This is a genomic window from Plantibacter sp. Leaf1, assembly GCF_001421315.1.
In the GTDB taxonomy this organism is placed as follows: domain Bacteria; phylum Actinomycetota; class Actinomycetes; order Actinomycetales; family Microbacteriaceae; genus Plantibacter.
The window spans coordinates 276,320-299,950 of sequence record NZ_LMJX01000001.1 but is presented as its reverse complement, the minus strand read 5'-3'; the positions used below and the strand labels follow the sequence as shown (position 1 = coordinate 299,950).

Below are 23,631 nucleotides of genomic sequence, written 5' to 3'. Positions count from 1 at the left end.
TGCTCCGGTGAGCGGTGTCCCGTCCGGCGTCGCCGGCTCCGGGACGCCGCCGCAGGAGAGCGCGCATACTGGATGCCATGAGTGACGACACAGGGGTGCAGCCGCAGGGCCGGGGAGCCGTCGACGACGCCGTCCTCGAGGCGACCATCCTCGATCTCCTCGGCAAGCGCGCCGTCACCTCGTCCATCTGCCCGTCCGACGCCGCCCGTGCCGTCGGCGGCGAGGAGTGGCGCGAGCTCATGAACGACACCCGTCGGGTCGCCTGGCGTCTCGTCGACGAGGGTCGAGTGCGGATCACCCAGGGCGACGAGGCGGTCGACCGCGAGACCGTCCGTGGCCCCATCCGGATCCGCTGGGCGACGGAAGCCGGGAGCGACACCGAACGGTGAGGCCGGCCCTGGCCGGTGATGCGTGCGCCGTCGGCGGTTAGGCTTGGGACATGACCATCGCCCTCGTCCGTCACGGACAGACCGCCTGGAACTTCGAACGACGGTTGCAGGGGACGACGGACATCCCGCTGAACGACACGGGGCGGGAGCAGGCCGCCACGGTCGCCCCTCGCCTCACGGGCACCTGGGACGTCGTGGTCAGCTCCCCACTGGGGCGCGCACGCGAGACCGCGCAGATCATCGCGGACGCGCTCGGACTCGAACTCGGCCCCACCTACCCCGACGTCGTCGAGCGCCACTACGGCGACGCCGAGGGCGCGACGGCGCAGATGGTCCTCGAGAACTGGCCAGACCACCAGTACCCGAACCTCGAGACCGAGGAGTCGGTCATCGAACGCGGACTCCGCGGCATCGACGCCATCGCACGCGACTTCCCCGGGCAGAACGTCCTCGTCGTGAGCCACGGCACCCTCATCCGCCTCACCCTCAGCCACCTCTCCGGTACGACGGTCCCACCGCTGGAGAACTGCTCCGTGTCGGTCATCGAGGCGACCGACACCGGTTGGTCGCTCCTCGACGCCGGAACCGCTCGCACCACCCCGTCCCTCGAGACGGCGCTCTCCGGCCCCACCGCACGGTGACCGGAGACGACACGACCGGCCGTCCGGTCCGATCCGCGTCCGGCATCGCCTGGCTCATCGGGATCGGCCTGACCGCCGGGTTCCTGTCGGGGCTCTTCGGCGTCGGCGGCGGCATCCTCATCGTCCCCGCCGTCGTGTTCCTCCTCGGGTTCGGGCAACGGCTCGCCGCTGGGACCTCGCTCGCCGCGATCGTCCCGACGTCGCTCGTCGGGGTCATCTCCTACGCGGTGAACGGCACGGTCGACTGGGTGGCGGCGATCCTGCTGGCGGCCGGCGCGATCGGAGGCGCCCAGCTCGGCAGTTATCTGCTGGCGAAGCTCCCCAAGAAGGCGCTCCAGTGGGGCTTCATCGGCTTCCTGCTCGTCGTCGTGGTCTCCCTGTTCCTCATCGTCCCGTCCCGCACCGCCGAGATCGATCTGCACGTCGGTTCGATCATCGGCCTCATCCTCCTGGGCTTCCTGACCGGCGTCCTGTCGGGACTCCTCGGGATCGGCGGTGGGGTCGTCGTCGTGCCGATGCTCATCCTGCTGTTCGGAGCGAGCGACCTCATCGCCAAGGGCACGTCGTTGCTCATGATGGTGCCGACCGCGATCTCCGGCACCGTCGGCAACGTCCGGCGTGGCAACGTCGACCTCCGCGCCGCGGCGATCATCGGGGTCGCGGCGTGCACGACGACCGCGCTCGGCGCCATCGTCGCGTCGGTCGTCCCGCCGTTCGTCGGCAACCTGCTCTTCGCGGCGTTCCTCGTGGTCATCGCGATCCGCATGGTGTTCCAGGCGCTGAAGCGCTCCTGATCACCCAGGTCGTCGATCCGGCTCCAAGACCCCCTCGCCGGGCCAGCGGGTAGGCTGGAGGGCGTGTCAGTGAACCCAGAGCTCGCCGGTCGGGTCTTCCCGCCCGTAGCCCCGTACCTGGTCGGACGCGAGAAGATCCGCGAGTTCTCGCGGGCCGTCTTCGCGACGAACCCCATCAACCTCGACCCGGAAGCGGCACGCGCCGCAGGCCACGCCGACGTGGTCGCGCCGCCGACCTTCGCGGTCGTCGTGCAGGAGCACACGCTGCAGCAGCTCCTCGCCGAGCCGGACGCCGGCATCGACTTCAGTCGGGTCGTCCACGGCGACCAGCGGTTCGTGCACCACCGCCCGATCGTCGCAGGCGATGAACTGACCGCGCAGCTGACGGTCACCTCGATCAAGTCCCTGGGCGGCCACTCCATGGTGACGTGCGACTCGGTCATGACCGACGCCGACGGCGAGCCGGTGGTCACCGCGACCTCGACGCTCGTGGTGCGAGGAGACGAAGGATGAGCGACGTGCAGCAGACGACTCCCGCCATGCCCGCCGTCGGCGACGTCGTCGCCGAGCGGACGGTCCACCTCACTCGCGACGCGCTCGTGCGCTACGCCGGTGCCTCGGGCGACTTCAACCCGATCCACTACCGCGACGACGTCGCCGCGTCCGTCGGGCTGCCCGGCGTCCTCGCGCACGGCATGCTGACGATGGGGATCGCCGCGCAGCCGGTGGTCGACTGGATCGGCGATCCCGGCCGCGTGCTCGACTACCAGGTGCGGTTCACGCGCCCGGTCGTCGTCGACCCGGAGACCGGCGCCGAACTCCACATCGTCGCGAAGGTCGGCAAGCTCGACGCGGACGCGCAGACCGCACGCATCGACCTCACCGTCACCTTCGCCGAGCAGACGGTGCTCGGCAAGGCGCAACTCGTCGTCGGCTTCGCCTGAGCTGCGGAGCGCCATGACCGACACCATCAGTCTGCGCGAGCTCACCACCCTGCAGGTGGGTGGGCCCGCCGCAGCCTTCGTGGAGTGCACGAGCGAGGCCGAGCTGATCGACGCCGTGCTCGACGTCTGGAACACCGACCAGCAATGGCTGCTGCTCGGGGGCGGATCGAACCTCCTCGTCGGCGACGAGCCGGTCGAGGCCACCGTCATCAGGGCGGCGAACCGCGGCATCGAACGGCTCGAGGCTCCCGCCGGACGCGTCCGGTTGCGGGTGCAGGCCGGCGAGGACTGGGAGGCGCTCGTCGCCTACACCGTGGAGCACGGCTTCGCGGGCATCGAGGCGCTCTCCGGTATCCCGGGATCCTGTGGGGCGGCCCCCGTCCAGAACATCGGCGCCTACGGACAGGAGATCGTGTCGTCGCTCGTCGCGGTCGATCTGCTCGACGAGGAGTCGCAGACCGTCGAGCGCGTCCCCGCCGCCGAGCTCGGCCTCGGGTACCGGACGTCGGTCCTGAAGCGTCACGGCGGTGGGGAGCCCGAACGGTCGGGTGTGGTCGTCGCGATCGTCATCGAGCTCGACGACGTCGGTGTCGACGGTCTCGCCGCGCCGATCGCCTACCAGCAGCTCGCCTTCGCGCTCGGCGTGGAGGTCGGCGAGCAGGTCCGTCTGGCGCAGGTGCGCACGACGGTGCTCGCGCTCCGCGCCTCGAAGGGCATGGTGCTCGACCCGGACGACCCCGACACCGCCAGCGCCGGATCGTTCTTCACGAACCCGATCGTGTCCGAGCACGTCGCCCGCTCGCTCCCCGGTGACGCTCCCTGGTGGCCCGTCGACCCGCCGGCCGACGACGACACCGAGTACGTCTTCCCACTCGGCGAGGTCGTCAACCCTCCCCGGCCGGCTCCCGTGGAGCGGCTGGCGAAGCTGTCGGCGGCCTGGCTGATCGAGCGGGCCGGGGTCCGTCGTGGGTTCGCGCTCCCCGGATCGCACGCCGCGGTCTCCACGAAGCACACCCTCGCGCTGACGAATCGAGGCGGCGCGACCGCCACCGAGATCGCCGAGCTCGCCCGCTTCGTGCAGGCGCGGGTCCACGCCGAGTTCGGTGTGCTCCTGCAGCCCGAACCCGTGGTGGTCGGCGTCACGATCTGACGGCGACGTCGTCTTCCAGCCGAACGTCCGCCCACCGCATACCGGCGGGCGGACGACGGATCAGGACGCGAAGAGGCGCTGCAGCCGCTGGACGCCCTCGAGGAGCTGGTCGTCGCCGAGTGCGTAGCTGAACCGCAGGTACCCGGACGGCCCGAACGCCTCACCAGGCACGGCGGCGACCTCGGCCTGGTCGAGCATGAGGTCCGCGAGCTCGAGTGAGGTCGTGGGCGTCACACCGCCGAACGTCCGGCCGAGCAGTGCCGTCACGTCGGGGTAGACGTAGAAGGCGCCCTGCGGCGTGGGCGTCGCGAAACCGTCGATGTTGTTCAGTTCCTCGACGATGAGCTTGCGACGACGGTCGAAGGCCTCGCGCATGGCCTCCGCAGCATCCTGCGGGCCGGTGAGGGCCGCGATCGCCGCGCGCTGCGCGATGTTGTTCACGTTGCCGGACAGGTGCGACTGGAGGTTGCCGAGCGCCTTGATGGCGTCCGCCGGGCCGACGGTCCACCCCACGCGCCAGCCGGTCATCGCGTAGGTCTTCGCCACCCCGTTGACGAGGAGGGTCTGCTCCGCGAGCTCGGGGACCGCCTCGACGATGGACGTCGCACGGACGCCGTCGTAGGTGAGGTTCTGGTAGATCTCGTCGGAGATGACCCAGATGCCGTGCTCGAGCGCCCACTCGCCGATGGCCTTCGTCTGCTCGGGGGAGTAGACGGAGCCGGTCGGGTTCGACGGCGAGACGAAGAGGAGGACCTTGGTGCGTGGGGTGCGCGCCGCCTCGAGCTGCTCGACCGTGACCTGGTAGTTCTGCGAGGCGTCGGCGAAGACGTCGACCGCGACACCGTCGGCCAGGGCGATGGCCTCCGGGTAGGTGGTCCAGAACGGCGTGGGCACGATGACCTCGTCGCCGGGGTTCAGCAGCACCTGGAACGCCTCGTACACCGACTGCTTACCGCCGTTGGTGACGATGACCCGGCCGGGGTCGACCTCGAGACCGGAGTCGCGGAGCGTCTTCTCGGCGATCGCCGCGCGGAGGTCGGGCAGCCCGGCGGCCGGCGTGTACCGGTGCGCCTTCGGGTCGCGCGCGGCGACGAGGGCGGCCTCGACGATGTGCTCCGGCGTCGGGAAGTCGGGCTCGCCCGCCGCGTAGGAGATGACGGGGCGACCCTGCGCCTGCAGGGCCTTCGCCTTCGCGTCCACCTTCAGCGTGGCGGACTCGGCGATCGCTGCGATCTTCGTGGACAGGCGGGGCGTGGAGGTCGATTCAGGCACGACTCCGAGCGTACCCAACCCGGTGTCGCGAGGACAGTGCGTGACGCGGAACGGACCCTATCGGGACCGGGCGCCGTCGACGGCCGCTGCCGCCCAGGCCACACCGACGCCGATGGCGGCGGAGACGCCCGTCAGGAGGTCCTCACGGGTGACGCCCGACCAGCCGGTGTGGGTCAGGCGTTCGGTCAGCAGCGGCATGGCGGCGAAGGCGAGCAGGAGGACGAAAGTCGGCAGGGACCGGCCCCGGACGATCAACCAGACCGCGGCAGCCGTGAAGGCGCCGATCGCGAAGGACATCGATCCGTACAGCAGGAACGGCGGCGTCGCGTTGGTCGCGGTCGCCGACCCGAACGCATGGACCGCGAGACCGGCGACGACGACCGCAGAGGCGAGCACGCGTCTTGCCAGGGAGGCCGGGGCGATCAGGGCACCGGCGATGAGGACCGTGCCGCCCACGAAGAACTGGAGGAGCAGGGTGCCGATGACGTCGGCGTCCGACTGGAGCCACATGACATTCAATCCGCCGCGCATGGCGAGGTAGCCACCCAGGACGACGGCCACGAGCGAGGCACCGTATCGGCTCGACGCGTTCCATCGTGGCATCGCCTGCGTCTCCGGCGAGGTCGTTCCGACCGACGGGAATCGGGCGGGCATCGCTTCCTGAACGTTGTGGGTCATACGCCCGACTCTACGGTGTCGGTCGCGGGGCGGCCAGAGCACGGATGCACCGCCGCTCGCCGTCGGTCCCCGGAAGGATTCCGGGCGGCTTCCGACGACGAGCGGCGGGCAGGAGCGCTGGACGTTGCGCACCTACGCCGGGTCGACCAGGTGGCGGGTGTACGCCGGCACGGTGAGGAAGGTCGGGAACTCGTCGCGGAGCGCCACCTCGCGGAACAGCTCGGCGGCGTCGTCGAAGCGGTCCTCGGCGGTCCGGGGGAGCGAGACGAGCAGCTCGTCGAGGAGGCCTTCGACCCGCTCGCGGGTGATCGGCCGGCCGTCGTCCGTCGCGACGTCCTGGTGGATCCACTGCCAGATCTGCGAGCGGCTGATCTCCGCCGTCGCGGCGTCCTCCATCAGTCCGTCGATGGCCGCCGCGCCGACCCCGCGCAGCCAGGAGTCGAGGTAGCGGACCGTGATCGACACGTTGTCGCGGAGGCCGGCGTCGGTGACGGCACGACCGATGCGCACGCCGAGGAGCTGCGCCGGGGTGACCGACACGTCCTCCCGCAGTCGGTCCAGTTGGTTCGGGCGTTCGCCGAGGATCGCGTCGAACTCGTCCCTCGCGGCCCGGATGAGTCCCGGGTGCGCCACCCAGGTCCCGTCGAACCCGTCGGCCGCCTCCCGTCGTTTGTCGGCCGAGACCTTCTCGATGGCCCGCGCCGTCGCCTCCGGGTCCCGGCCGTTCGGGATGAAGGCCGACATGCCGCCGATCGCGTGCGCGCCGCGGCGGTGACAGGTCTGCACGAGCAACTCGGTGTACGCCCGCATGAAGGGCACCGTCATCGTGACCTCGCTCCGGTCGGGTAGGACGAAGCGGGCACCGCGACCGCGGTAGTGCTTGATGATCGAGAAGATGTAGTCCCACCGTCCGGCGTTCAGCCCGGCGCAGTGGTCTCGGAGCGCGAACAGGATCTCGTCCATCTCGAACGCCGCCGGCAGCGTCTCGATGAGGACGGTCGCACGGATCGTGCCGTGCACCAGTCCCAGGCGCTCCTCCGTGAAGGTGAAGACGTCGTCCCAGAGCTTCGCCTCCTCGCTCGACTCCAGCTTCGGGAGGTAGAAGTACGGCCCTCGGCCCGCGGCGATCAGGGCCTCGGCGTTGTGGAACACGTACAGGCCGTAGTCGACGAGACTCCCCGACGCCGCCATGGAGGCGCCCGTGCGGTCGACGAAGCGCAGGTGCTTCTCGACCAGGTGCCAGCCGCGCGGGCGCATGACGATCGTGGGTGTCTCGGTCGCCGTGACGCGGTACTCCTTGCCCGCCTCGTTCGTGAACGTCAGCTCGCCGCGGATCGCGTCGCGGAGTGAGAGCTGCCCGCCGATGACGTTGGCCCAGGTCGGGCTCGTGGCGTCCTCCTGATCGGCGAGCCAGACGTCCGCGCCGGAGTTGAGCGCGTTGATGGTCATTTTCGGATCGGTCGGACCGGTGATCTCGACCCGGCGGTCCTCGAGGCCGGGACCGGCACCGGCGACCCGCCAGGAGGCGTCTTCACGGATCGCGGCGGTGTCGTCGCGGAACTTCGGGTCACGGCCGTTGCCGATCTCGAATCGTCGGCGCATGCGCTCGGCGAGGCGATCGTGCCGGGCGCCCGCGAACCGCTGGTGCAGCTCGGCGAGGAAGGCGAGGGCGTCCGGCGTGAGGATCTCCTCGGAGCGGTCGAGGCGTCGACCGATCACCTCGATGGCGGGGCCGGTGCGCTTCGTCGGAACCGGTGCCGTGGTGGGCGTGGGCGGGGAGGCGAGGATGGTGTTCATGGGGTGACTCCGTTTCGGATGGAGGTGGTGATGGGTGGGGCAGGGCTCAGTGGAACTGCTGTTCCTCGGTCGATCCGGCGAGGGCGAGGGTGGCGCTGCCGGGGTTGAGTGCGGTCGCGACCAGGTCGAAGTAGCCGGTGCCGACCTCCCGCTGGTGCTTCGTGGCGGTGTAGCCGTGGGCTGCTGAGGCGAACTCGGCCTCCTGGAGGTCGACGTACGCGCTCATCGCCCGCTCCCGGTAGTCGCTCGCCAGCGTGAACATCGAGTGGTTGAGGGCGTGGAAGCCGGCGAGGGTGATGAATTGGAAGGCGTACCCCATCGCGGCGAGTTCGCGCTGGAAGGATGCGATCTGCGCGTCGTCGAGGTGCGACCGCCAGTTGAACGACGGGGAGCAGTTGTAGGCGAGCTTCTTACCGGGGAACCGTTCGTGGACGGCCTCGGCGAAGCGACGGGCGAGGCCGAGGTCGGGTTCCGCCGATTCGACCCAGAGGAGGTCGGCGTACTCCGCGTAGGCGAGGCCGCGGGCGAGCACCGGACCGATGCCGTTCTCCACCTCGTAGAAGCCCTCCGGGGTGCGGTTCCCGTTCAGGAACGGCTGGTCGCGTTCGTCGATGTCGCTCGTGATCAGCGTGGCGGCGAGTGCGTCGGTGCGGGCGATGACGACGGTGGGGACACCGGCGACGTCTGCCGCGAGGCGTGCCGCGTTGAGCGTCCGGATGTGCTGGCCCGTCGGCACGAGGACCTTGCCGCCCATGTGGCCGCACTTCTTCTCAGCCGCGAGCTGGTCCTCCCAGTGCACGCCTGCCGCGCCGGCCTGGATCATGCCGGACATGAGCTCGTAGGCGTTCAGTGGGCCGCCGAAGCCCGCTTCCGCGTCGGCGACGATCGGGGCGAGCCAGTCGATCGCCTCCCGTCCCGGGGCTTCGCCGAGGGGTGCCTCGGCGAAGTCGATCTGTTCGGCTCGCAGGAGGGCGTTGTTGATCCGGCGGACGACCGCGGGCACCGAGTTCGACGGGTAGAGGCTCTGATCGGGGTAGGTCTGTCCCGACAGGTTCGCGTCGGCGGCGACCTGCCAACCGGAGAGGTAGATGGCCTTGAGGCCTGCCCTGACCTGCTGGACGGCCTGGTTGCCGGTCAGGGCTCCGAGAGCCGGCACCCACTCCTCGGTGTGGAGGAGGTTCCACAGTCGCTCGGCGCCCCGACGGGCGAGGGTCGGTTCCTCGCGGACGCCGCCGCGGAGGCGGATGACGTCGGCCGCGGTGTAATCACGGCGGACGCCGTCCCAGCGCGGGTCGGTGTCCCACTCCTCCTGCAGCTCCTCGGCGGTCTGCGTCTGGTCGCCGGCACGGAGCGGGCTGTGGTGGTCGGATGGGCTGGTGGCGGCGTTGCTCACGGTGGCTCCTGAGGGTCGGATGCGGTCGGTCTGGAGATGCTGTGGGACCGATCCTGTGCCCGCCGGATCCCCGATGTCCGTGATCCGTGAGCAGAAGAACGGCCGACCTTCTGGTTGCCGGAACTACCGGGCCGTGTGAGCATGATCCCCATGACCAGCACCGTCGCTGCTCCACCCGGCTCCGCCTCCCCTGGCGACGCCGCCCCCGCCCACGCCGACGCCCTCGTCCTCGGGCGTCGGATCCGTGACGCCCGCCTGCGCGCCGGACTCACGCTCGACGACCTCGCCCGCGCGATGGACCGCGCTCCGTCGCAGGCGTCGGCCGTCGAGAACGGGCACCGCGAGCCGAGCCTGGCGACGCTCCGCCTCATCGCGGCGGCCGTCGACACCACGGTCGAGGACCTCCTCCGCGACGAGCCGCCGAGCGAGCGGGCCGCCCTGGAGATCGCCGTCGAGCGGGCACAACGGGGCACGGTCTTCTCCGCGCTCGGGATCACGCCCATCCGTGTTTCACGGGGAACGGCCGACGAGACCCTGCGTGCCGTCCTCGCGCTCCACGACGAGGTCGCGAGACTCCATCGTGAACGGGCAGCGACGCCGGAGGAGGCGCGCCGGGCGAACGTGGCCCTGCGGGCGGACATGCGGGCCGCCGACAACTACTTCCCCGAGCTCGAGGCCGTCGCGAAGGGGCTCCTCGACGCCGTCGGCTACACGGGTGGTCCGGTCTCGCACCAGACCGTCTCGGAGATGGCGCAGTACCTCGGGTTCTCGCTCCACTCGGTCTCCGACCTGCCGCATTCGACACGATCGGTCACCGATCGACGGAACGGGCGGATCTACCTGCCGACCGAGCCGTCGGTGTCGCGCGACTCGCGGTCACCCATCCTGCAGGCGTTCGCCAGTCACCTCTGCGGGCACGAGGAGCCGAGAAACTACGCCGACTTTCTGCGGCAGCGCGTCGAGACCAACTATCTGACGGCCGCGCTGCTGCTGCCCGAGCGCGACGCCGTCCGGGTGCTCGGCGCGGCGAAGCAGCTGCGACGCATCTCGATGGAGGACCTGCGCGACGCGTTCGCCGTGTCCTACGAGACGGCCGCACACCGGTTCACGAACCTCGCGACGAAGCATCTCGGTCTCCCGGTGCACTTCATGAAGGTGCACGAGTCGGGGACGATCATCAAGGCGTACGAGAACGACGGCGTGACCTTCCCCTCCGACGTCCTCGGTGCGGTGGAGGGCTCGCCGGTTTGCCGCAACTGGACGGCCAGGACGGTCTTCGACGTGGAGGACCGCTTCAGCCCCTGGTACCAGTACACGGACATGGACACCGGCACCTTCTGGTGCACCTCGCGCATCGAGCGGGCGAAGGAGGGGGAGTACTCGGTGAGTGTCGGGGTGCCGTTCGCGCACGTCAAGTGGTTCCGAGGCCGCGAGACGCCGCATCGGGCCACGTCGAACTGCCCGGACGAGCGGTGCTGTCGTCGAGCGTCACCGGCGCTCGCCGAACGCTGGGCCGGGCAGGCCTGGCCGGCGGCGCGGACCCCGACGAGTCTGCTCGCGGCACTGCCGACGGGCTCGTTCCCCGGGGTCGACCCCGTCGAGGTGTACGAGTTCCTGGAGGCCCACGCCCCACCTGAAGTGGAATGAGCTGAGGCGCCCCGTCACGCCGCGGTCCGCGGAACGACGAGGCGCCTCACCTCGAGCGGATCAGCTCGCGAGGCGCGGGTAGTCGGTGTAGCCCTCGGCGCCGGCGCCGTAGAAGGTCGCCGGGTTCGGCGTGTTCTCCTCGTGCTCGCCGGCCCAGCGCTCGACGAGGTCCGGGTTCGCGATGGCGAGACGACCGACGGCGACGGCGTCGGCGTGTGCGTGCTCGACGAGCGCGATCGCCTCTTCGCGGGTCGTGACGGTGCCGAAGCCGCTGTTCACGATGAGGTTGCCGCCGAAGTGACCGCGCAGGTCCTGCACGAGTGCACCGGCCGGCTCCTCGTGGAGGATGCTGAGGTAGGCGAGCCCGAGGGGGGCCAGGGCGTCGAGGAGTGAGCCGTAGGTGGCGCGGACGTCAGCCTCGTCGGTCTCCGCCGTGTCGCCGGCGCCGTTCATCGGGGAGATGCGGATGCCGACGCGTGCTGCGCCGACGGCCTCGGCCACGGCGCGGACGACCTCCGCGACGTACCCGGCGCGGGCCTCAGGGCTTCCGCCGGCGCGGTCCGTGCGCACGTTGGAGACGGGGGAGAGGAACTCGTGGAGCAGGTAGCCGTTGGCGGCGTGGAGTTCGACGCCGTCGAGCCCGGCCTCGATCGCGTTGCGGGCGGCCTGGACGAACTCGTCGCGGACCGTGTCGAGCTCCTCGGTCGTCAGGGCGTGCGGAACCGGGTACGGCTGTGCGCCGGCCGGGGTGCGGACCTCGCCGGTGATCGCGATGGCGCTCGGCGCGACGATGCGGTCGGTGCCGGTGATGTCGGTGTGCGAGACCCGGCCGCCGTTCATGAGCTGCATGACGATGAGACCGCCCGCGCCGTGCACGGCGTCGGCGACACCGCGCCAGCCGGCGACCTGCTCGGGGGTGACGATCCCAGGCTGACCCGGGTAGGAACGCGACTCGGCGCTCGGGTAGGTGCCTTCGGTGATGATGAGGCCGAGGCCCGCGCGCTGTCCGTAGTGCTCGGCGACGAGGTCGCCGGGGACGCCGTCGGCACCGGAACGCATCCGCGTGAGGGGTGCCATGACGACGCGGTTGGCGAGTTCGAGGTCGCCGAGACGGACGGGGGCGAAGAGATCCATGCGGGTGGTGCCTTTCGTGGGGGTGCGGTGCGCGGACGACGCAGCCTCAGGAGGCAACCCTGGATCGTGGACCGGTATTCCGATGAGGTTTCTGAACCTTGTGCTTCTCGCATTCCAGTCGCTAAGCTCAATGCGTGCTCGTCGAGCTCTGTCCCCGCAGCTCGCGGCGAGCACGGCCCGGTACCGACGAATCCGAGGGGGAGGCGTCGGTACCGGGTCCCATCGGGGTCCCGCCTGGCGGGCGATCCTGGCGAAGCCTGTCAGGATACGGAGATGCCAGCCCCTCGATTCGGTCTCGCCGCAGACCTCCGCCGTCCGGAGTCGGGCGAGCGCGCCGAGCGCGTGACCTTCGTCGAGCTCTTCTTCGACCTCGTCTTCGTCTTCGCGCTCACCCAGTTGAGCAAGCTCATCGCCGACGACCAGAGCGTGACCGCGGCGCTCGAGTCGGTCGTCCTCATCCTCGCGCTGTGGTGGTCCTGGGTCTCGACGAGCTGGGTGACGAACTGGCTCGACCCGGAACGCCTCGCCGTACGGCTCGCCCTCATCGGCTTCGGACTGCTCGCCTTCGTGGCTGCGGTCTCGGTCTCGGCGTCCTTCGCGGACCGCGCGCTGGCGTTCGCGGTCGCGTACGTCGTGCTGCAGCTCATCCGCACCCTCTTCATGGTGGTCGCGACCTGGCGGCACGACCGCGACGTCGCCCTGAGTTTCGCCCGCGTCCTCGTCTGGGCGGCGCTCGCCGGGGTCTTCTGGATCGCGGGCGCCCTGGTGCCCTCCGAGTGGCAGCTCCCGCTCTGGGTGGCAGCGGTCGCCATCGAGTACGGCGGTGGGGCGCTCGGCTTCCGCCTCCCGGGCATGCAACGGTCGGAGGTCGAGAGCTGGGACCTCTCCGGTGCGCACCTCTCGGAGCGGGCGTCCCTGTTCATCATCATCGCCATCGGTGAATCGCTGCTCGTCACCGGGTTCGCGTTCGTCGAACTCGAGACCTCACCCGAGGCGGTCGTCGCGATGCTGAGCGCCTTCGTCTCCGCCGCCGCCCTGTGGTGGCTGTACTTCCACCGCACCGAGGCCGTGGGGCGACACGCGGTGGAGGCAGCCGAGGAGGAGGCCGACCGAGCGAAGGACCATCAGCCCGCACGCCGCGGTCCGGGTCGTCTCGGACGCATCGCGCGAGACGGCTACAGCTACGCCCATGTCGTCATCGTGGCCGGGATCGTGCTCGTCTCGGTGGGAGACAAGGAGATCCTCGACCGGCCGGCCGCCGCGGTCGAGCTCGCCGGAGGCGTCGTCATCGTCGGTGGCCCGGCGCTGTACCTCGTCGGCCTCCTGCTGTTCCGCTTCGTCGTCGACCGAGCCCTGCCGGTCGCCCCGCTCGTCGGGCTCGCCGCGCTCGCCGGTTGTGCGCTCGCCGCCGTCGTCGTGCCGAACCTGGGCGAGCTCGCCCTCGGGTGCCTCTGCACCGCGGCGCTCGTCGTGGCCGCGCTCACCGATACGGTCCGCCCGACCCGGCGGGTCACTTCGGGGGAGTCGGCCTGATCCGCTCGGCGTCACGGTGCGGCCCGGTGTCGTACCGTGCGCCACCCTCGTCGCTCGGTTGTGCGGCGAGCCAGATGAAGAAGAACCACCCGAAGATCGGGACCAGGGCGATCAGCTGCCACCACCCGCTGTGATCGGTGTCGTGCATGCGTCGGGCGCCGAGCGACAGACCGGGGATGATCGTCGCGAGTCCCCAGATCCCGTACAGGACGCTCTGGGCACCCCAGGCCGGCCCCTCGGAGAGGTCGCCCTCCCAGAACGCCGAGGTCATGCCGGTGGAGACGTCGACGGCCCGCCCGATGGCCAGGAGTGCCAGGGCGATCACCGCGTTGAGGAGCGTCCACCACCAGAACTCACTGCGGCTCGCGCGTCCCGTGAAGATCGGGTAGCGCGCCCAGAATCTGCCGAAGGCCTGGAGCGGTGAGGCTCCCGGAAGCGGGCTGTCGTCCGCGAAGCGCGCAGGGATCCGGCGGTCGTGCTCGCCGTCCGCGCCGGTCGTGGTCGGTCCGTGTTCGTCTGCGCTGCTCATCGTCCCCCCGAGGTCGAATCCGTCTTGACGATCCCCACGCTATCAAATCTCCAGCAGGTGTTGTATTTCAGTTGCACATGTGAAATATTAATACCAACAACCCAAGCCGATCTCGGCCCGACTCTGGAGAATCCCCATGACCACCGTTCTGTCCCCCCGCTCCCGCCGCCTCGTCCGCTGGGCTGCACTGCCCGTCGCCGTCCTGGCGAGCGGCGTCATCGTCTCGACCGCGTCCTACTCCGCCTTCACGTCTTCGACCGACAACCCCGGCAACGCCTGGAGTGCCGGATCGATCGCGCTCTCCGACGACGACTCCGGCGCGGCCATGTTCGCCGCCGAGGACCTCCAGCCCGGTTCGGTCGGCGAGAACTGCATCGCGATCACCTCCGACGGATCGCTCGAGTCGGACATCCGCCTCTACACCGACAACGCCGTTCAGGAGAAGGGCCTCGACCAGTACCTCCGGCTCGAGATCGTGCAAGGCGAGGGCGGCGGGTACGGGTCCTGCGAGGACTTCGTCCCGGCGGCGTCGGGTGCCACCGTCTACAGCGGCACCCTGGCCGCTCTCGCCTCCGCCGCCGTCGACCACGCCTCAGGGATCGGCTCGTGGGCGTCCGCCGGTGGTGGCGAGGAGCGCGTCTTCAAGGTCTCCTACACGCTGACCGCCGACGCCCCCAACACGGTCCAGGGCGGATCCGCCACCGTCGACCTCGTCTGGGAGGGTCGCACGGCCACGTCCTGACCCGACCGGGGTGCCCTCGGTCCGAGACCGAGGGCACCCGCCGTCGCCTCCTCCACCCGCCGCCCTCGACACCCCTGGAGTCCTCGTGAACGACACATCGCTCCGCCAGCGCCTCTGGCCGCAGGTGCTCACCGTCGTCGCACTCGGCGCCCGTGTCCTCGCCCTGCTCGCGCTGTGCCTCCTCGCGTGGGCCGCGGTACCGAGGCTCGCGGGCTGGATGCCGACGACGGTGGCCTCCGGCTCGATGGAACCGCGCATCCTCACCGGCGACATCGTCGTCTCGATGCCGATCGACGGCAAGGACGTGAGCAGCGGTCAGGTGGTGCTCGTCGACGATCCGGCCACCGACGGGTCACTCCTCCTCCACCGGTTGGTGGAGCGGGAGGCCGGCGGTCTGCGCTTGCAGGGTGATGCCAATCGCCAGCCGGATCGACTCCTGGTCGACGACGCGGCCGTGCGTGGGGTCGCCGTCCTCCGGGTGCCCTTCATCGGCCTTCCGACCGTCTGGGCGCGAGCCGGGGACTGGGTGCCGCTCGCGCTCACCGGTCTCCTCGCGGTGGGGGTCGGTGGCGCCGTCCTCGGGACGCGCCGACTCCTCGACGAGGAGGGCGGAGCCCGATCGCTGCAGCATCCGCTCCGCGCCGCACTCCCCATCGCCGGCGCGGCGCTCGCTGCGGCGCTCGCCGTCTCGTCCGTCCTGCCGACGGCCGGAGCGACGTGGGCGGCGAGCACCGAGTCGGCGGGGAACCGTCTCGCCGCGGGCACCTTCTCCTGCTTCAACGCGCCGCTCAGTGCGCCGGTGATCCAGTTCGACTTCAACGAGCCTGCGGGGACTGAGGTCATCAACCACGGCACCGGGCCGTGGGCCGCCTCGCTCGGCAGCGAGGCCTCACGGGTCGCGGGTGGGTGTGGCGACAGCCCGTTCGTCCGCCTGGATGGCTCGAGCCGCACGCAGATCACGATGAACATGCCGGCCGTCGCCCCGCTCGCGTTCAGTCTCGAGGGCTGGTTCCGGACCAGTCAGGCGCAGGGGGAGGTGCTGGGCTTCGGGAACCAGAACGGGGCGGGGTCCGCGGTCAGCGACCGGCACGTCTACATCGGGCCGGACGGGCACCTGAACTTCGGCATCCTGAACACGGGTGTGCACGCCATCACCACCGCGGAGTCCGTCGCCGACGGCGCCTGGCACCACGTCGCAGCGACGTCGTCGCCGGAGACGGGCATGGCGCTGTACCTCGACGGCGACCTCGTGGGGACCGATCCCGCCGCGCTCACGGGGGAGATGCTGGGGTACTGGCGGATCGGCTTCGACGAGGTGCCCGCGGACTGGCCGAACGCCCCGACGTCCTCCTGGTTCGTCGGAGACCTCGACACGATCGCGATCTCCCACCAGGTCCTCTCGGCTACGGAGGCGCACGATCACGCCGCCGCCGGCCGGCAGTGAGCGACACGTCCCGCGGGAAGGGCGTTCGCCGGTTTTACAGCCGGGCAGCCGTGCCGTACACTGGATGGAGGTAGTTGAAATCTGCCATGATTTTCTGCGCCTGTTTTCCATCCTCGTGATGTCAGGCATGGTGCAGCAAGTCGGGGTAGATTCGACCCCTCCAGTGCAACAGCACTGAAGGGCGGTGGCTCAATTGGTAGAGCAGCGGTCTCCAAAACCGCAGGTTGCAGGTTCAAGTCCTGTCCGCCCTGCGAGTCGGTGCATATGCACCGGCACACGAAAGGTGTAACGAGTGGCCCCGAAGAGTACCGACACGCCCGGTGAGGACGTCGTCGTCAAGGCGAAGGCGGACCGTGCCGAACGGCGCGGCTTCTTCTCGGGCATCGTCCTGTTCCTGAAGCAGGTCTTCGCGGAACTCAAGAAGGTCGTCACGCCGACGCGGAAGGAACTCCTCAGCTACACGGCTGTCGTGCTCATCTTCGTCTGCATCATGATGGCCCTCGTCTACGGCATCGACTTCGTCTTCGCCTGGGTCGTCACCCTGGTGTTCGGCACCGCGAGTTAGTCCCGCTCAGGTTCCGGTGCTCCGGCCCGGTACCCGGGCTCCATCATCACCGACGGCGACACCGCCGTCACGCGCCAGCCTCTGGCGCCGCGGCCGGGATCAACCGTGATCCGCACAACAGAAACGGAATGGAAATCAGTGTCTGAGCGAAACTCGAACGACGTCGACTGGGCAACCGCTGCCGAGCAGTCCTCGGAGGACGACGAGGCCCAGGAGGGCAACGTGCTCTCGGCCGACGAGCACTCCGTCGACCCCGCTGAGCACAACGCCGTCCACGTCGAAGAGACCGGCGACACCGAGGTCGACCTCGACGCCATGCTCGACGCGATGGCGGAAGCCGTCGACCCCGAGGCCGACGCCGTCGTCGACGACGCGCTCGAGCTCGACGAGGCCGCCGAGGTCGAAGCAGCCGCCGAGGCCATCGCCGAGGAAGAGGCCGAGCCGCTCGACGCCGAAGCCGACGCCGACGCCGAGCCCGCTGAAGAGACCGAGGAAGACCCCTACGACGCCTTCCGCAAGGAACTCCGCTTCCTGCCGGGCAAGTGGTACGTCATCCACTCCTACGCCGGATTCGAGCGCAAGGTGAAGGCCAACATCGAGCAGCGCAAGTCGACGCTCGAGGTCGCGGACTACATCTACCAGGTCGAGGTCCCCATGGAGGACGTCGTCGAGATCAAGAACGGTCAGCGCAAGATGGTCACGCGCGTCCGGATCCCCGGCTACGTGCTCGTGCGCATGGACCTCAACGAGGACAGCTGGTCGGTCGTCCGCCACACGCCTGGCGTCACCGGCTTCGTGGGCAACGCCCACAACCCGACGCCGCTCCGCTTCGAAGAGTCCTTCAACATGCTGAAGTCGCTCGTCGAGGTCAAGGAGACCGCGCCCGCCAAGGGCTCCGGCACGAAGGGCAGCGCCACGCAGCAGCGTGTCATCCCCGCCGAGGTCGACTTCGAGATCGGCGAGACGATCACCATCAAGGAAGGCTCGTTCGCGGGTCTCCCCGGATCGATCAGCGAGATCAAGCCCGAGAGCGGCAAGCTCACGGTGCTCGTCTCCCTCTTCGAGCGCGAGACCCCGGTCGAGCTCAGCTTCGACCAGGTCACCAAGCTCTAGCTCACCAGGCTCCCCAGTCCACCGCCGCCCGACGGGCGCGCGGGAGAGCACACATCATCCGATGGTGCTCGAACCCCAGAAGAAGGAAGAAACATGGCACCGAAGAAGAAGGTCACGGGTCTCATCAAGCTGCAGATCCAGGCCGGCGCCGCGAACCCCGCTCCCCCCATCGGCCCCGCCCTTGGTCAGCACGGCGTCAACATCATGGAATTCTGCAAGGCGTACAACGCGGCCACCGAGTCGCAGCGCGGCAACGTCATCCCCGTCGAGATCACCGTCTACGAGGACCGTTCGTTCACCTTCATCCTGAAGACCCCGCCCGCAGCGGAGCTCATCAAGAAGGCCGCCGGCGTCGCCAAGGGCTCCGGTACCCCGCACACCGTCAAGGTCGCGAAGCTCACCAAGGAGCAGGTCCGTCAGATCGCCGAGCAGAAGGCTCCCGACCTGAACTCGAACGACATCGACGCAGCCGCGAAGATCATCGCCGGCACCGCCCGCTCCATGGGCATCACGGTCGAGGGCTAGTCCTTCCGATCCGCACCGGGTGAGCCATCCAGGCCACACCCGCGCACGACTCTTTTTTCACTCGTGGCAGCGCCGGCCAGGCGCAGATGACCACATTTCTCATAGGAGAACGCACATGGCACAGAAGTCGAAGGCCTACCGGGCCGCAGTCGAGAAGATCGAGGCTGACAAGTTCTACACGCCGAACGAGGCAGTCGCTCTCGCCAAGGAGACCGGTTCCGCCAAGTTCAACAGCACCGTCGAGGTCGCCCTCAAGCTCGGTGTCGACCCGCGCAAGGCGGACCAGATGGTCCGTGGCACGGTCATCCTCCCGCACGGCACGGGCAAGACCGCCCGCGTGATCGTCTTCGCGACGGGCCCGGCAGCAGAGGCCGCCATCGCGGCCGGCGCTGACGAGGTCGGTGGCGACGAGCTCATCGCCAAGGTCGCCGAGGGCTACACCTCCTTCGACTCCGCGGTCTCGACCCCGGAGCTCATGGGTAAGGTCGGCCGTCTCGGAAAGGTCCTCGGTCCGCGTGGCCTCATGCCGAACCCGAAGACCGGCACCGTGACGCCGGACGTGGCCAAGGCCGTGTCCGACATCAAGGGCGGAAAGATCGAGTTCCGCGTCGACAAGCACTCCAACGTGCACTTCGTCGTGGGCAAGGCTTCGTTCGACGCCGCGCAGCTCGAGGAGAACATCAACACCGCGCTCGAGGAGATCCTCCGCCTCAAGCCGTCCTCCTCGAAGGGCCGCTACATCCAGAAGGGCGCCGTGTCGACCACGTTCGGCCCCGGCATCCCGCTGGACGTCAACTCCATCTAGTCACACCCGTACGAAGGCCCGGTCGCAGCAGTGCGACCGGGCCTTCGTCGTTCCCGCCGGCAGCGTCGTTCCCACCGTCAGGCGACCCCGTAGGATGCGGGGATGGTCTCCACCCGTCCCGCCACCGCCGACGACGCGGCGACGCTCTCCACGCTCGCCGCCGCGACCTTCGGGCTGGCGTGCCCTCCTGGGACGACGCCGGCGGACATCGACGCGTTCATCGCGCAGCACTTCACCCTGGAACACTTCGAGGAGTACCTCGGAAACCCCGACCGGGCGGTGCGCCTGCTGCTCGCCGAGGACGGCACGGCCATCGGATACACGATGCTCGTGTTCGGCGAGCCGACCGACCCGGACGTCCTCGCCGTGGTCACGCCCCGGCCGACGGTGGAGCTCAGCAAGCTGTACGTCCTCGCCGACGGGCATGGTGGCGGCGTGGCCCGCGTGCTCATGGAGGCGACGCTCGACGACGCCCTCGAGCACGGCGCCTCCTCGGTCTGGCTCGGCGTCAACCAGCAGAACGCGAGGGCGATCCGCTTCTACGAGAAGAGCGGGTTCGTCGTCGTCGGCCGCAAGACGTTCCTCGTCGGCTCCGAGCGGCACGACGACTTCGTGATGGAACGGGTCTCCGGGGTGAACCACCCCGGTCCATAAGCCTGTCGAAGGGCGGCTTCAGCCGTCGGCGACCTTCAGGACGATCTTGCCCTTGGCATGACCGCCCTCGAGGACGGTGTGGGCCTGGTGCACCTCGTCGAGCTCGAACACCTGGTCGACGAAGACCCGGACGTCGCCGGACTCGAGCAGACGCCCGATGGTGTCGAGCGTCGAGCCGTCCGGGGCGACCCGGAACGTCGTGGCCCGGACGCCGACGGCTCGGGCATCCTCGACCAGCGTCGGCCACGACCCCGTCGGCGCGTTCACGATGAGGCCGCCCGGACGCAGGACGGACAGCGATCGTGTCCCCGTGTCGTCGACCGTGTTGCCGATGAGGTCGATCACGACGTCGACCTCCGAGACCACGTCCTCGAACCGCACGGCGTCGTGGTCGACGGCCTGGTGCGCGCCCAGTTCCCGCAACCAGCCCACGTTCCGGCCGGAGCCGGTGGCGATCACCCGCGCTCCGAAGTAGGCGGCGAACTGGACGGCGAAGTGGCCGACCCCACCACTGCCCGCGTGGATCAGGATGCGCTGGCCCTCGTGCGCTTTCGCGACGTCCACGACCATGCCCCAGGCGGTGAGCGCGGCGAGGGGCACCCCGGCGGCCTCGACGTGCGAGAGCGTCGTCGGCTTCCGCGTGAGGCTCAGGGAGGAGACGGCGACGTACTCCGCGTAACTGCCGCCGGTCCGCGGGAACGCGGTCATCCCGTAGACCTCGTCGCCCGGGAGCAGGCCGGCTGCGGGGAAGGGCGACTCCACGACGATGCCGCTGAAGTCGTATCCGAGGACGGCGGGCATGGTCGCGATGGCCGAGGAGACCCCTCGCCCCGACCGGGTCTTCGCGTCGATGGGGTTCACTCCGGCGGCGACGACGCGGACGAGGAACTCCGCCATCACGGGCTTCGGCGTCGGCACCGTCTGCATGTGGAACACCTCGGGGCTGCCGACCGTGTCGATCACCGCGGCCCGCATGTGCTCCGGTGCCGGCTTGACCGCATCAGTGGTGGTCGCCAGCGACCACGAGTGTCCGGCTCCTTGACGCATCGGGTACTCCTTCGTCGTTCGTCCCCCGAACATTCCACCCGACGGAGGTCGGCTCGGCGACGAGTCTCGCTCCGGCACGTGGTCCGGCTCTGTTCTCATCAAAGCCGCCGAATGAGTCGGCGCTGTTACGGCGGTGTCAATTGGGTGGAAACGATTCCCCCACCTCGAGGGACACGACTGGTGTCGGGTACTGCGGGGCCGCGCGGTCGGTCCGATACAGTGGCGCCATGCGTGCACTGTTCGGAGTCATCAGGATCCTCGCCGGCGGGGTGATCATCGCCGCGATCGTCGGACAGTTCGTCTACACGCTGTCGTTCGGCGATGCGCCGGTGGACTTCGTCGTGAACTTCTTCAGCTACTTCACGATCCTCTCGAACGCGTTGAGTGCGATCGTGCTCCTGATCGGCGCCGGCTTCTGCTTCCGGATGCGACGTGATCCCGCCTGGTACAACCTCCTCCTCGGCAGTGTCGTCACCTACATGGCGACCACCGGGGTGGTCTACAACCTGTTGCTCCGCGGCATCCAGCTCGACCAGGGACACACCCTCGGGTGGTCGAACGAGGTGTTGCACCTCATCGCGCCGATCTATCTGGTGGTGGTCTGGATCGTCACGCCCGGGAAGTCCCGGCTGGAGTGGCGGCAGGTGTGGGGGATCATCGCGTTCCCGCTGGTCTGGACCGTGTACACGATGATCCGTGGCGCGATCGTCGGTTGGTACCCGTACCCGTTCCTCAACCCGGCTCAGCCCGGCGGGGTCGGTGCGGTCATCGTGTACATCATCGCCATCGCGGGATTCATCGGCCTCATGGGGTGCGCGGTGATCGCCCTCAGTCGGACCCGGTTGATCCGAGGGTGAGCCGCACGATGTCGTCCATGCCGGGCCTCGCCGCCGGCACCCGTTCGCGAGCCCGCCGCCGACCCGCCCTCGTGTTCGCCACCGTCGGTGGCGTCCTCGTCGTAGTCGCCGCGATCCTGATCTGGGCCGCGCGGCTGAGCCTGGCCAAGAACAGCTACGTGAGCGGGCTCGGCGCCACCGGCGAGGTCACGGCGCCCGTGTTCAACGCGGCGCTCCTCATGGTGGCGGTCGGTGGTCTCAGCATCGCGGTGGCCCTGCAGCGGGCGGCGCGCCCGGGCCGTGGACGTCCGCAGCGGTCCCGCATCGCAGGCGTCCTCGTCCCCTGGCTGCTCGTCGCCGGTTCGAGCGTCTGCTTCTTCGTCGCCTCGCAGGTGACCTGCACCTACGAGTGCCCCATCCCCTCGAGCCCGCTGTTCACCGTGCAGGACGCGGTGCACATCTCCTTCGCGGTCCTCGGATTCACGCTCGCCTGCCTCGCCATGATCGGCTCCGCGATCGGTGCCCGGCTCCGGGTCGTCCGGCGCGTGTCGTGGGTGGCCGGTGCAGCCGTCGCGGTCGTCGCCGGCATCGGCGGTCTGCTGTCGCTCGCCGAGATCGGGCAGCAGGTGGGCAGTTGGTTGGAGTTCGCGGCGATGACGATCGCGTTGCTCTGGTTGGTCGGGTACGGGCTGGCGGAGGCGCTCACCGTCGGGCGGTCGGACGACGGCGGGGGCGTCACCTCGATGGAGGAGGACGCACCTCAGTTCGACACGGCGTCCGGGCTCCGCGGCTGAGTCATCGCGTCGACGGCGGGCGCCGACAGGGCTTCGCGGAGCACCATGATCGCGGCTCCCAGGACACCGGCCTCCTCGCCGGCCGTGGACGTGACGATGCCGAGGTGGCCGGTGGCGAGGGGCATGGAGCGACGGTAGACGACCTCGCGGACGCCGGTGAGGAGATGACCGCCCGCCCGGGTCATGGTGCCGCCGAGGACGATCACCGAGGGGTTGAGGAGGTTGACGACGACGCTGAGGACCTCGCCGATCTCGCGGCCGGCCTGCCGCGTGGTCTCGATCGCCGCGCGGTCACCCGCACGGATGAGGGCGGCGACGTCGCGGCTGCTCGAGGCCTCGACCCCCTGGGCGCGCAGCGCGGTCGCGATCGCGGGTCCGCTCGCGATGGCTTCGAGGTCGCGTTCGTCGTCGACCGGCCGGGGTGAGTCGCGCCCGACGGGAACCTGGACGTGACCGATGTCACCCGCGGCACCGAGGGCGCCCCGCTGCAGCTCGCCACCGGCGATGATGCCGGCACCGATGCCCGTCGAGACCTTCACGTACACGAGGTCGTCCGTGTCCGGCCAGGAGATCGCGTGCTCGCCGAGGGCGAGGACGTTGACGTCGTTGTCGACGAGGACCGGGACGTCGATCGTCCGGCGGATGTAGGCGGGCACGTCGAAGCGGTCCCATCCGGGCATGATGGGCGGATTCGTCGGGCGGCCGGTGGAGTGCTCGACGGGACCGGGCAGCCCGACGCCGACGCCGATGACGAGCGGGGCGGTGGGTTGCGGCGTCGTCCAGGCGAGCGGGTCGGCGAGGAGCGCGGTCGCCGCCTCGACGACCCAGTCCAGGACGGGTTCCGGGCCGGCGGAGATCTCGAGTTCGGCTCGACTCGTCGCGAGGATGGAGCCGGCGAGGTCGGTGACGGCGACCGTCCCGTGCGTCGCGCCGAGGTCGACGGCGACCACGACGCGCGCCAGCGGGTTGAACGCGATCCGGGCCGGCGGGCGGCCCCCTGAGGACGCGGCCTCCCCGGCCGGGCGGAGGAGGTCGGCGTCGACGAGGGCGTCGATGCGCAGGGACACGGTGGAGCGCGCGAGTCCCGTGAGCGTGCAGAGCTCGGACTTCGTCCGCGCCTCACCGCTCCGGAAGAGCTGGAAGAGGTCGCCGGCGCCCGGTGCTCCGGGGGAGGGGCGTTGCGGCTCGTTCATGGGGCACAGTCA

General features: G+C 69.9%; 25 protein-coding genes and 1 tRNA gene. 18 read left to right on the top strand and 8 right to left on the bottom strand.

Translation table 11 applies throughout. From position 1 onward, the window contains the following. Positions 1-77 precede the first annotated feature (77 nt). The 6 genes from ASE44_RS01255 to ASE44_RS01230 all read left to right on the top strand — a co-directional run bounded on the left by ASE44_RS01255 (position 78) and on the right by ASE44_RS01230 (position 3,918). Positions 78-389 carry a DUF3253 domain-containing protein gene (locus ASE44_RS01255; protein ID WP_056776664.1) on the top strand — a complete coding sequence of 104 codons (312 nt, stop codon included), beginning with the start codon at positions 78-80 and terminating at the stop codon, positions 387-389. A 50-nt stretch (positions 390-439) separates the two neighbouring features. Next, positions 440-1,030 (top strand): histidine phosphatase family protein, encoded by a 591-nt coding sequence (locus ASE44_RS01250; RefSeq protein ID WP_082455603.1) that lies wholly within the window; start codon positions 440-442, stop codon positions 1,028-1,030. Further along, a complete protein-coding gene (locus ASE44_RS01245; RefSeq protein WP_082455601.1) occupies positions 1,027-1,824 on the top strand; it encodes a sulfite exporter TauE/SafE family protein in 798 nt (265 codons plus the stop codon). The genes ASE44_RS01250 and ASE44_RS01245 overlap by 4 nt, the downstream gene beginning before the upstream one ends. Positions 1,825-1,887: 63 nt before the next feature. Further along, complete coding sequence (locus ASE44_RS01240) at positions 1,888-2,337, top strand: MaoC family dehydratase N-terminal domain-containing protein (protein WP_082455599.1); 450 nt, start codon at positions 1,888-1,890, stop codon at positions 2,335-2,337. Further along, positions 2,334-2,768: a MaoC family dehydratase gene (locus ASE44_RS01235; RefSeq protein WP_228507299.1), complete on the top strand. Its 435-nt coding sequence runs from the start codon at positions 2,334-2,336 to the stop codon at positions 2,766-2,768. The genes ASE44_RS01240 and ASE44_RS01235 overlap by 4 nt, the downstream gene beginning before the upstream one ends. Before the next feature lie 13 nt (positions 2,769-2,781). Next, the gene (locus ASE44_RS01230) at positions 2,782-3,918 is read left to right on the top strand and encodes a UDP-N-acetylmuramate dehydrogenase (RefSeq protein WP_056776661.1); all 1,137 of its coding nucleotides are present in this window, start codon (positions 2,782-2,784) and stop codon (positions 3,916-3,918) included. A gap of 60 nt (positions 3,919-3,978) precedes the next feature. Here the strand turns inward: ASE44_RS01230 and ASE44_RS01225 are convergent, their stop codons facing one another. From ASE44_RS01225 to aceA, 4 genes are all read right to left on the bottom strand, one after another. Next, positions 3,979-5,190 carry a pyridoxal phosphate-dependent aminotransferase gene (locus tag ASE44_RS01225; protein WP_157579746.1) on the bottom strand — a complete coding sequence of 404 codons (1,212 nt, stop codon included), beginning with the start codon at positions 5,188-5,190 and terminating at the stop codon, positions 3,979-3,981. Between the two features lie 57 nt (positions 5,191-5,247). Beyond that, positions 5,248-5,868 (bottom strand): hypothetical protein, encoded by a 621-nt coding sequence (locus ASE44_RS01220; protein WP_157579745.1) that lies wholly within the window; start codon positions 5,866-5,868, stop codon positions 5,248-5,250. A gap of 132 nt (positions 5,869-6,000) precedes the next feature. Continuing rightward, a complete protein-coding gene (aceB, locus tag ASE44_RS01215; RefSeq protein WP_082455597.1) occupies positions 6,001-7,665 on the bottom strand; it encodes a malate synthase A in 1,665 nt (554 codons plus the stop codon). A 46-nt stretch (positions 7,666-7,711) separates the two neighbouring features. Beyond that, on the bottom strand, positions 7,712-9,058 hold the full coding sequence (gene aceA, locus ASE44_RS01210) for an isocitrate lyase (RefSeq protein WP_056776652.1): 1,347 nt from the start codon (positions 9,056-9,058) through the stop codon (positions 7,712-7,714). 150 nt (positions 9,059-9,208) lie between these two features. Here aceA and ASE44_RS01205 point away from each other — a divergent pair, with 150 nt between their 5' ends. Beyond that, positions 9,209-10,705 (top strand): helix-turn-helix transcriptional regulator, encoded by a 1,497-nt coding sequence (locus ASE44_RS01205; protein WP_157579744.1) that lies wholly within the window; start codon positions 9,209-9,211, stop codon positions 10,703-10,705. 60 nt (positions 10,706-10,765) lie between these two features. Here ASE44_RS01205 and ASE44_RS01200 read toward each other — a convergent pair whose 3' ends face one another. Then, positions 10,766-11,839 carry an alkene reductase gene (locus ASE44_RS01200; protein ID WP_056776645.1) on the bottom strand — a complete coding sequence of 358 codons (1,074 nt, stop codon included), beginning with the start codon at positions 11,837-11,839 and terminating at the stop codon, positions 10,766-10,768. A gap of 273 nt (positions 11,840-12,112) precedes the next feature. Between ASE44_RS01200 and ASE44_RS01195 the strand changes: the two genes are divergently transcribed. Continuing rightward, positions 12,113-13,372: a low temperature requirement protein A gene (locus ASE44_RS01195; protein ID WP_056776642.1), complete on the top strand. Its 1,260-nt coding sequence runs from the start codon at positions 12,113-12,115 to the stop codon at positions 13,370-13,372. Here the strand turns inward: ASE44_RS01195 and ASE44_RS01190 are convergent. Continuing rightward, positions 13,350-13,901 (bottom strand): DUF805 domain-containing protein, encoded by a 552-nt coding sequence (locus ASE44_RS01190; RefSeq protein WP_056776639.1) that lies wholly within the window; start codon positions 13,899-13,901, stop codon positions 13,350-13,352. The two genes, ASE44_RS01195 and ASE44_RS01190, sit on opposite strands and share 23 nt — an antisense overlap. A 136-nt stretch (positions 13,902-14,037) precedes the next feature. On the opposite strand from ASE44_RS01190, the gene ASE44_RS01185 reads away from it, so the two are divergent. The 8 genes from ASE44_RS01185 (at position 14,038) to ASE44_RS01150 (ending at position 19,749) form a co-directional block, all read left to right on the top strand. Next, on the top strand, positions 14,038-14,643 hold the full coding sequence (locus ASE44_RS01185) for a hypothetical protein (RefSeq protein WP_056776635.1): 606 nt from the start codon (positions 14,038-14,040) through the stop codon (positions 14,641-14,643). Positions 14,644-14,728: 85 nt separating this feature from the next. Then, positions 14,729-16,087: a LamG-like jellyroll fold domain-containing protein gene (locus tag ASE44_RS01180; protein ID WP_056776632.1), complete on the top strand. Its 1,359-nt coding sequence runs from the start codon at positions 14,729-14,731 to the stop codon at positions 16,085-16,087. A 178-nt stretch (positions 16,088-16,265) separates the two neighbouring features. Further along, positions 16,266-16,338 (top strand) — tRNA-Trp (locus ASE44_RS01175). A 41-nt stretch (positions 16,339-16,379) separates the two neighbouring features. Further along, positions 16,380-16,652 carry a preprotein translocase subunit SecE gene (gene secE / locus ASE44_RS01170; protein WP_056014068.1) on the top strand — a complete coding sequence of 91 codons (273 nt, stop codon included), beginning with the start codon at positions 16,380-16,382 and terminating at the stop codon, positions 16,650-16,652. Positions 16,653-16,790: 138 nt separating this feature from the next. After that, positions 16,791-17,765 carry a transcription termination/antitermination protein NusG gene (gene nusG, locus ASE44_RS01165; RefSeq protein WP_056014071.1) on the top strand — a complete coding sequence of 325 codons (975 nt, stop codon included), beginning with the start codon at positions 16,791-16,793 and terminating at the stop codon, positions 17,763-17,765. A 93-nt stretch (positions 17,766-17,858) separates the two neighbouring features. Next, positions 17,859-18,290, top strand: coding sequence for a 50S ribosomal protein L11 (gene rplK, locus ASE44_RS01160; protein WP_056014074.1), 432 nt, complete (start codon positions 17,859-17,861; stop codon positions 18,288-18,290). A 115-nt stretch (positions 18,291-18,405) separates the two neighbouring features. Beyond that, positions 18,406-19,095: a 50S ribosomal protein L1 gene (gene rplA, locus ASE44_RS01155; RefSeq protein ID WP_056014076.1), complete on the top strand. Its 690-nt coding sequence runs from the start codon at positions 18,406-18,408 to the stop codon at positions 19,093-19,095. A 102-nt stretch (positions 19,096-19,197) separates the two neighbouring features. Beyond that, entirely contained in the window at positions 19,198-19,749 is a 552-nt protein-coding gene (locus tag ASE44_RS01150; protein WP_056776629.1) for an N-acetyltransferase, read from the top strand. An 18-nt stretch (positions 19,750-19,767) separates the two neighbouring features. Here ASE44_RS01150 and ASE44_RS01145 read toward each other — a convergent pair whose 3' ends face one another. Then, positions 19,768-20,796, bottom strand: a complete 1,029-nt coding sequence (locus ASE44_RS01145; protein WP_369796522.1) for an NADP-dependent oxidoreductase — start codon at positions 20,794-20,796, stop codon at positions 19,768-19,770. A 227-nt stretch (positions 20,797-21,023) separates the two neighbouring features. On the opposite strand from ASE44_RS01145, the gene ASE44_RS01140 reads away from it, so the two are divergent. Further along, complete coding sequence (locus ASE44_RS01140; protein WP_056014082.1) at positions 21,024-21,653, top strand: Pr6Pr family membrane protein; 630 nt, start codon at positions 21,024-21,026, stop codon at positions 21,651-21,653. Continuing rightward, positions 21,650-22,426 (top strand): DUF998 domain-containing protein, encoded by a 777-nt coding sequence (locus tag ASE44_RS01135; RefSeq protein WP_082455595.1) that lies wholly within the window; start codon positions 21,650-21,652, stop codon positions 22,424-22,426. The genes ASE44_RS01140 and ASE44_RS01135 overlap by 4 nt, the downstream gene beginning before the upstream one ends. Here the strand turns inward: ASE44_RS01135 and ASE44_RS01130 are convergent. After that, positions 22,393-23,619 (bottom strand): ROK family transcriptional regulator, encoded by a 1,227-nt coding sequence (locus ASE44_RS01130; RefSeq protein ID WP_056014088.1) that lies wholly within the window; start codon positions 23,617-23,619, stop codon positions 22,393-22,395. The genes ASE44_RS01135 and ASE44_RS01130 overlap by 34 nt on opposite strands. Positions 23,620-23,631 lie beyond the last annotated feature (12 nt).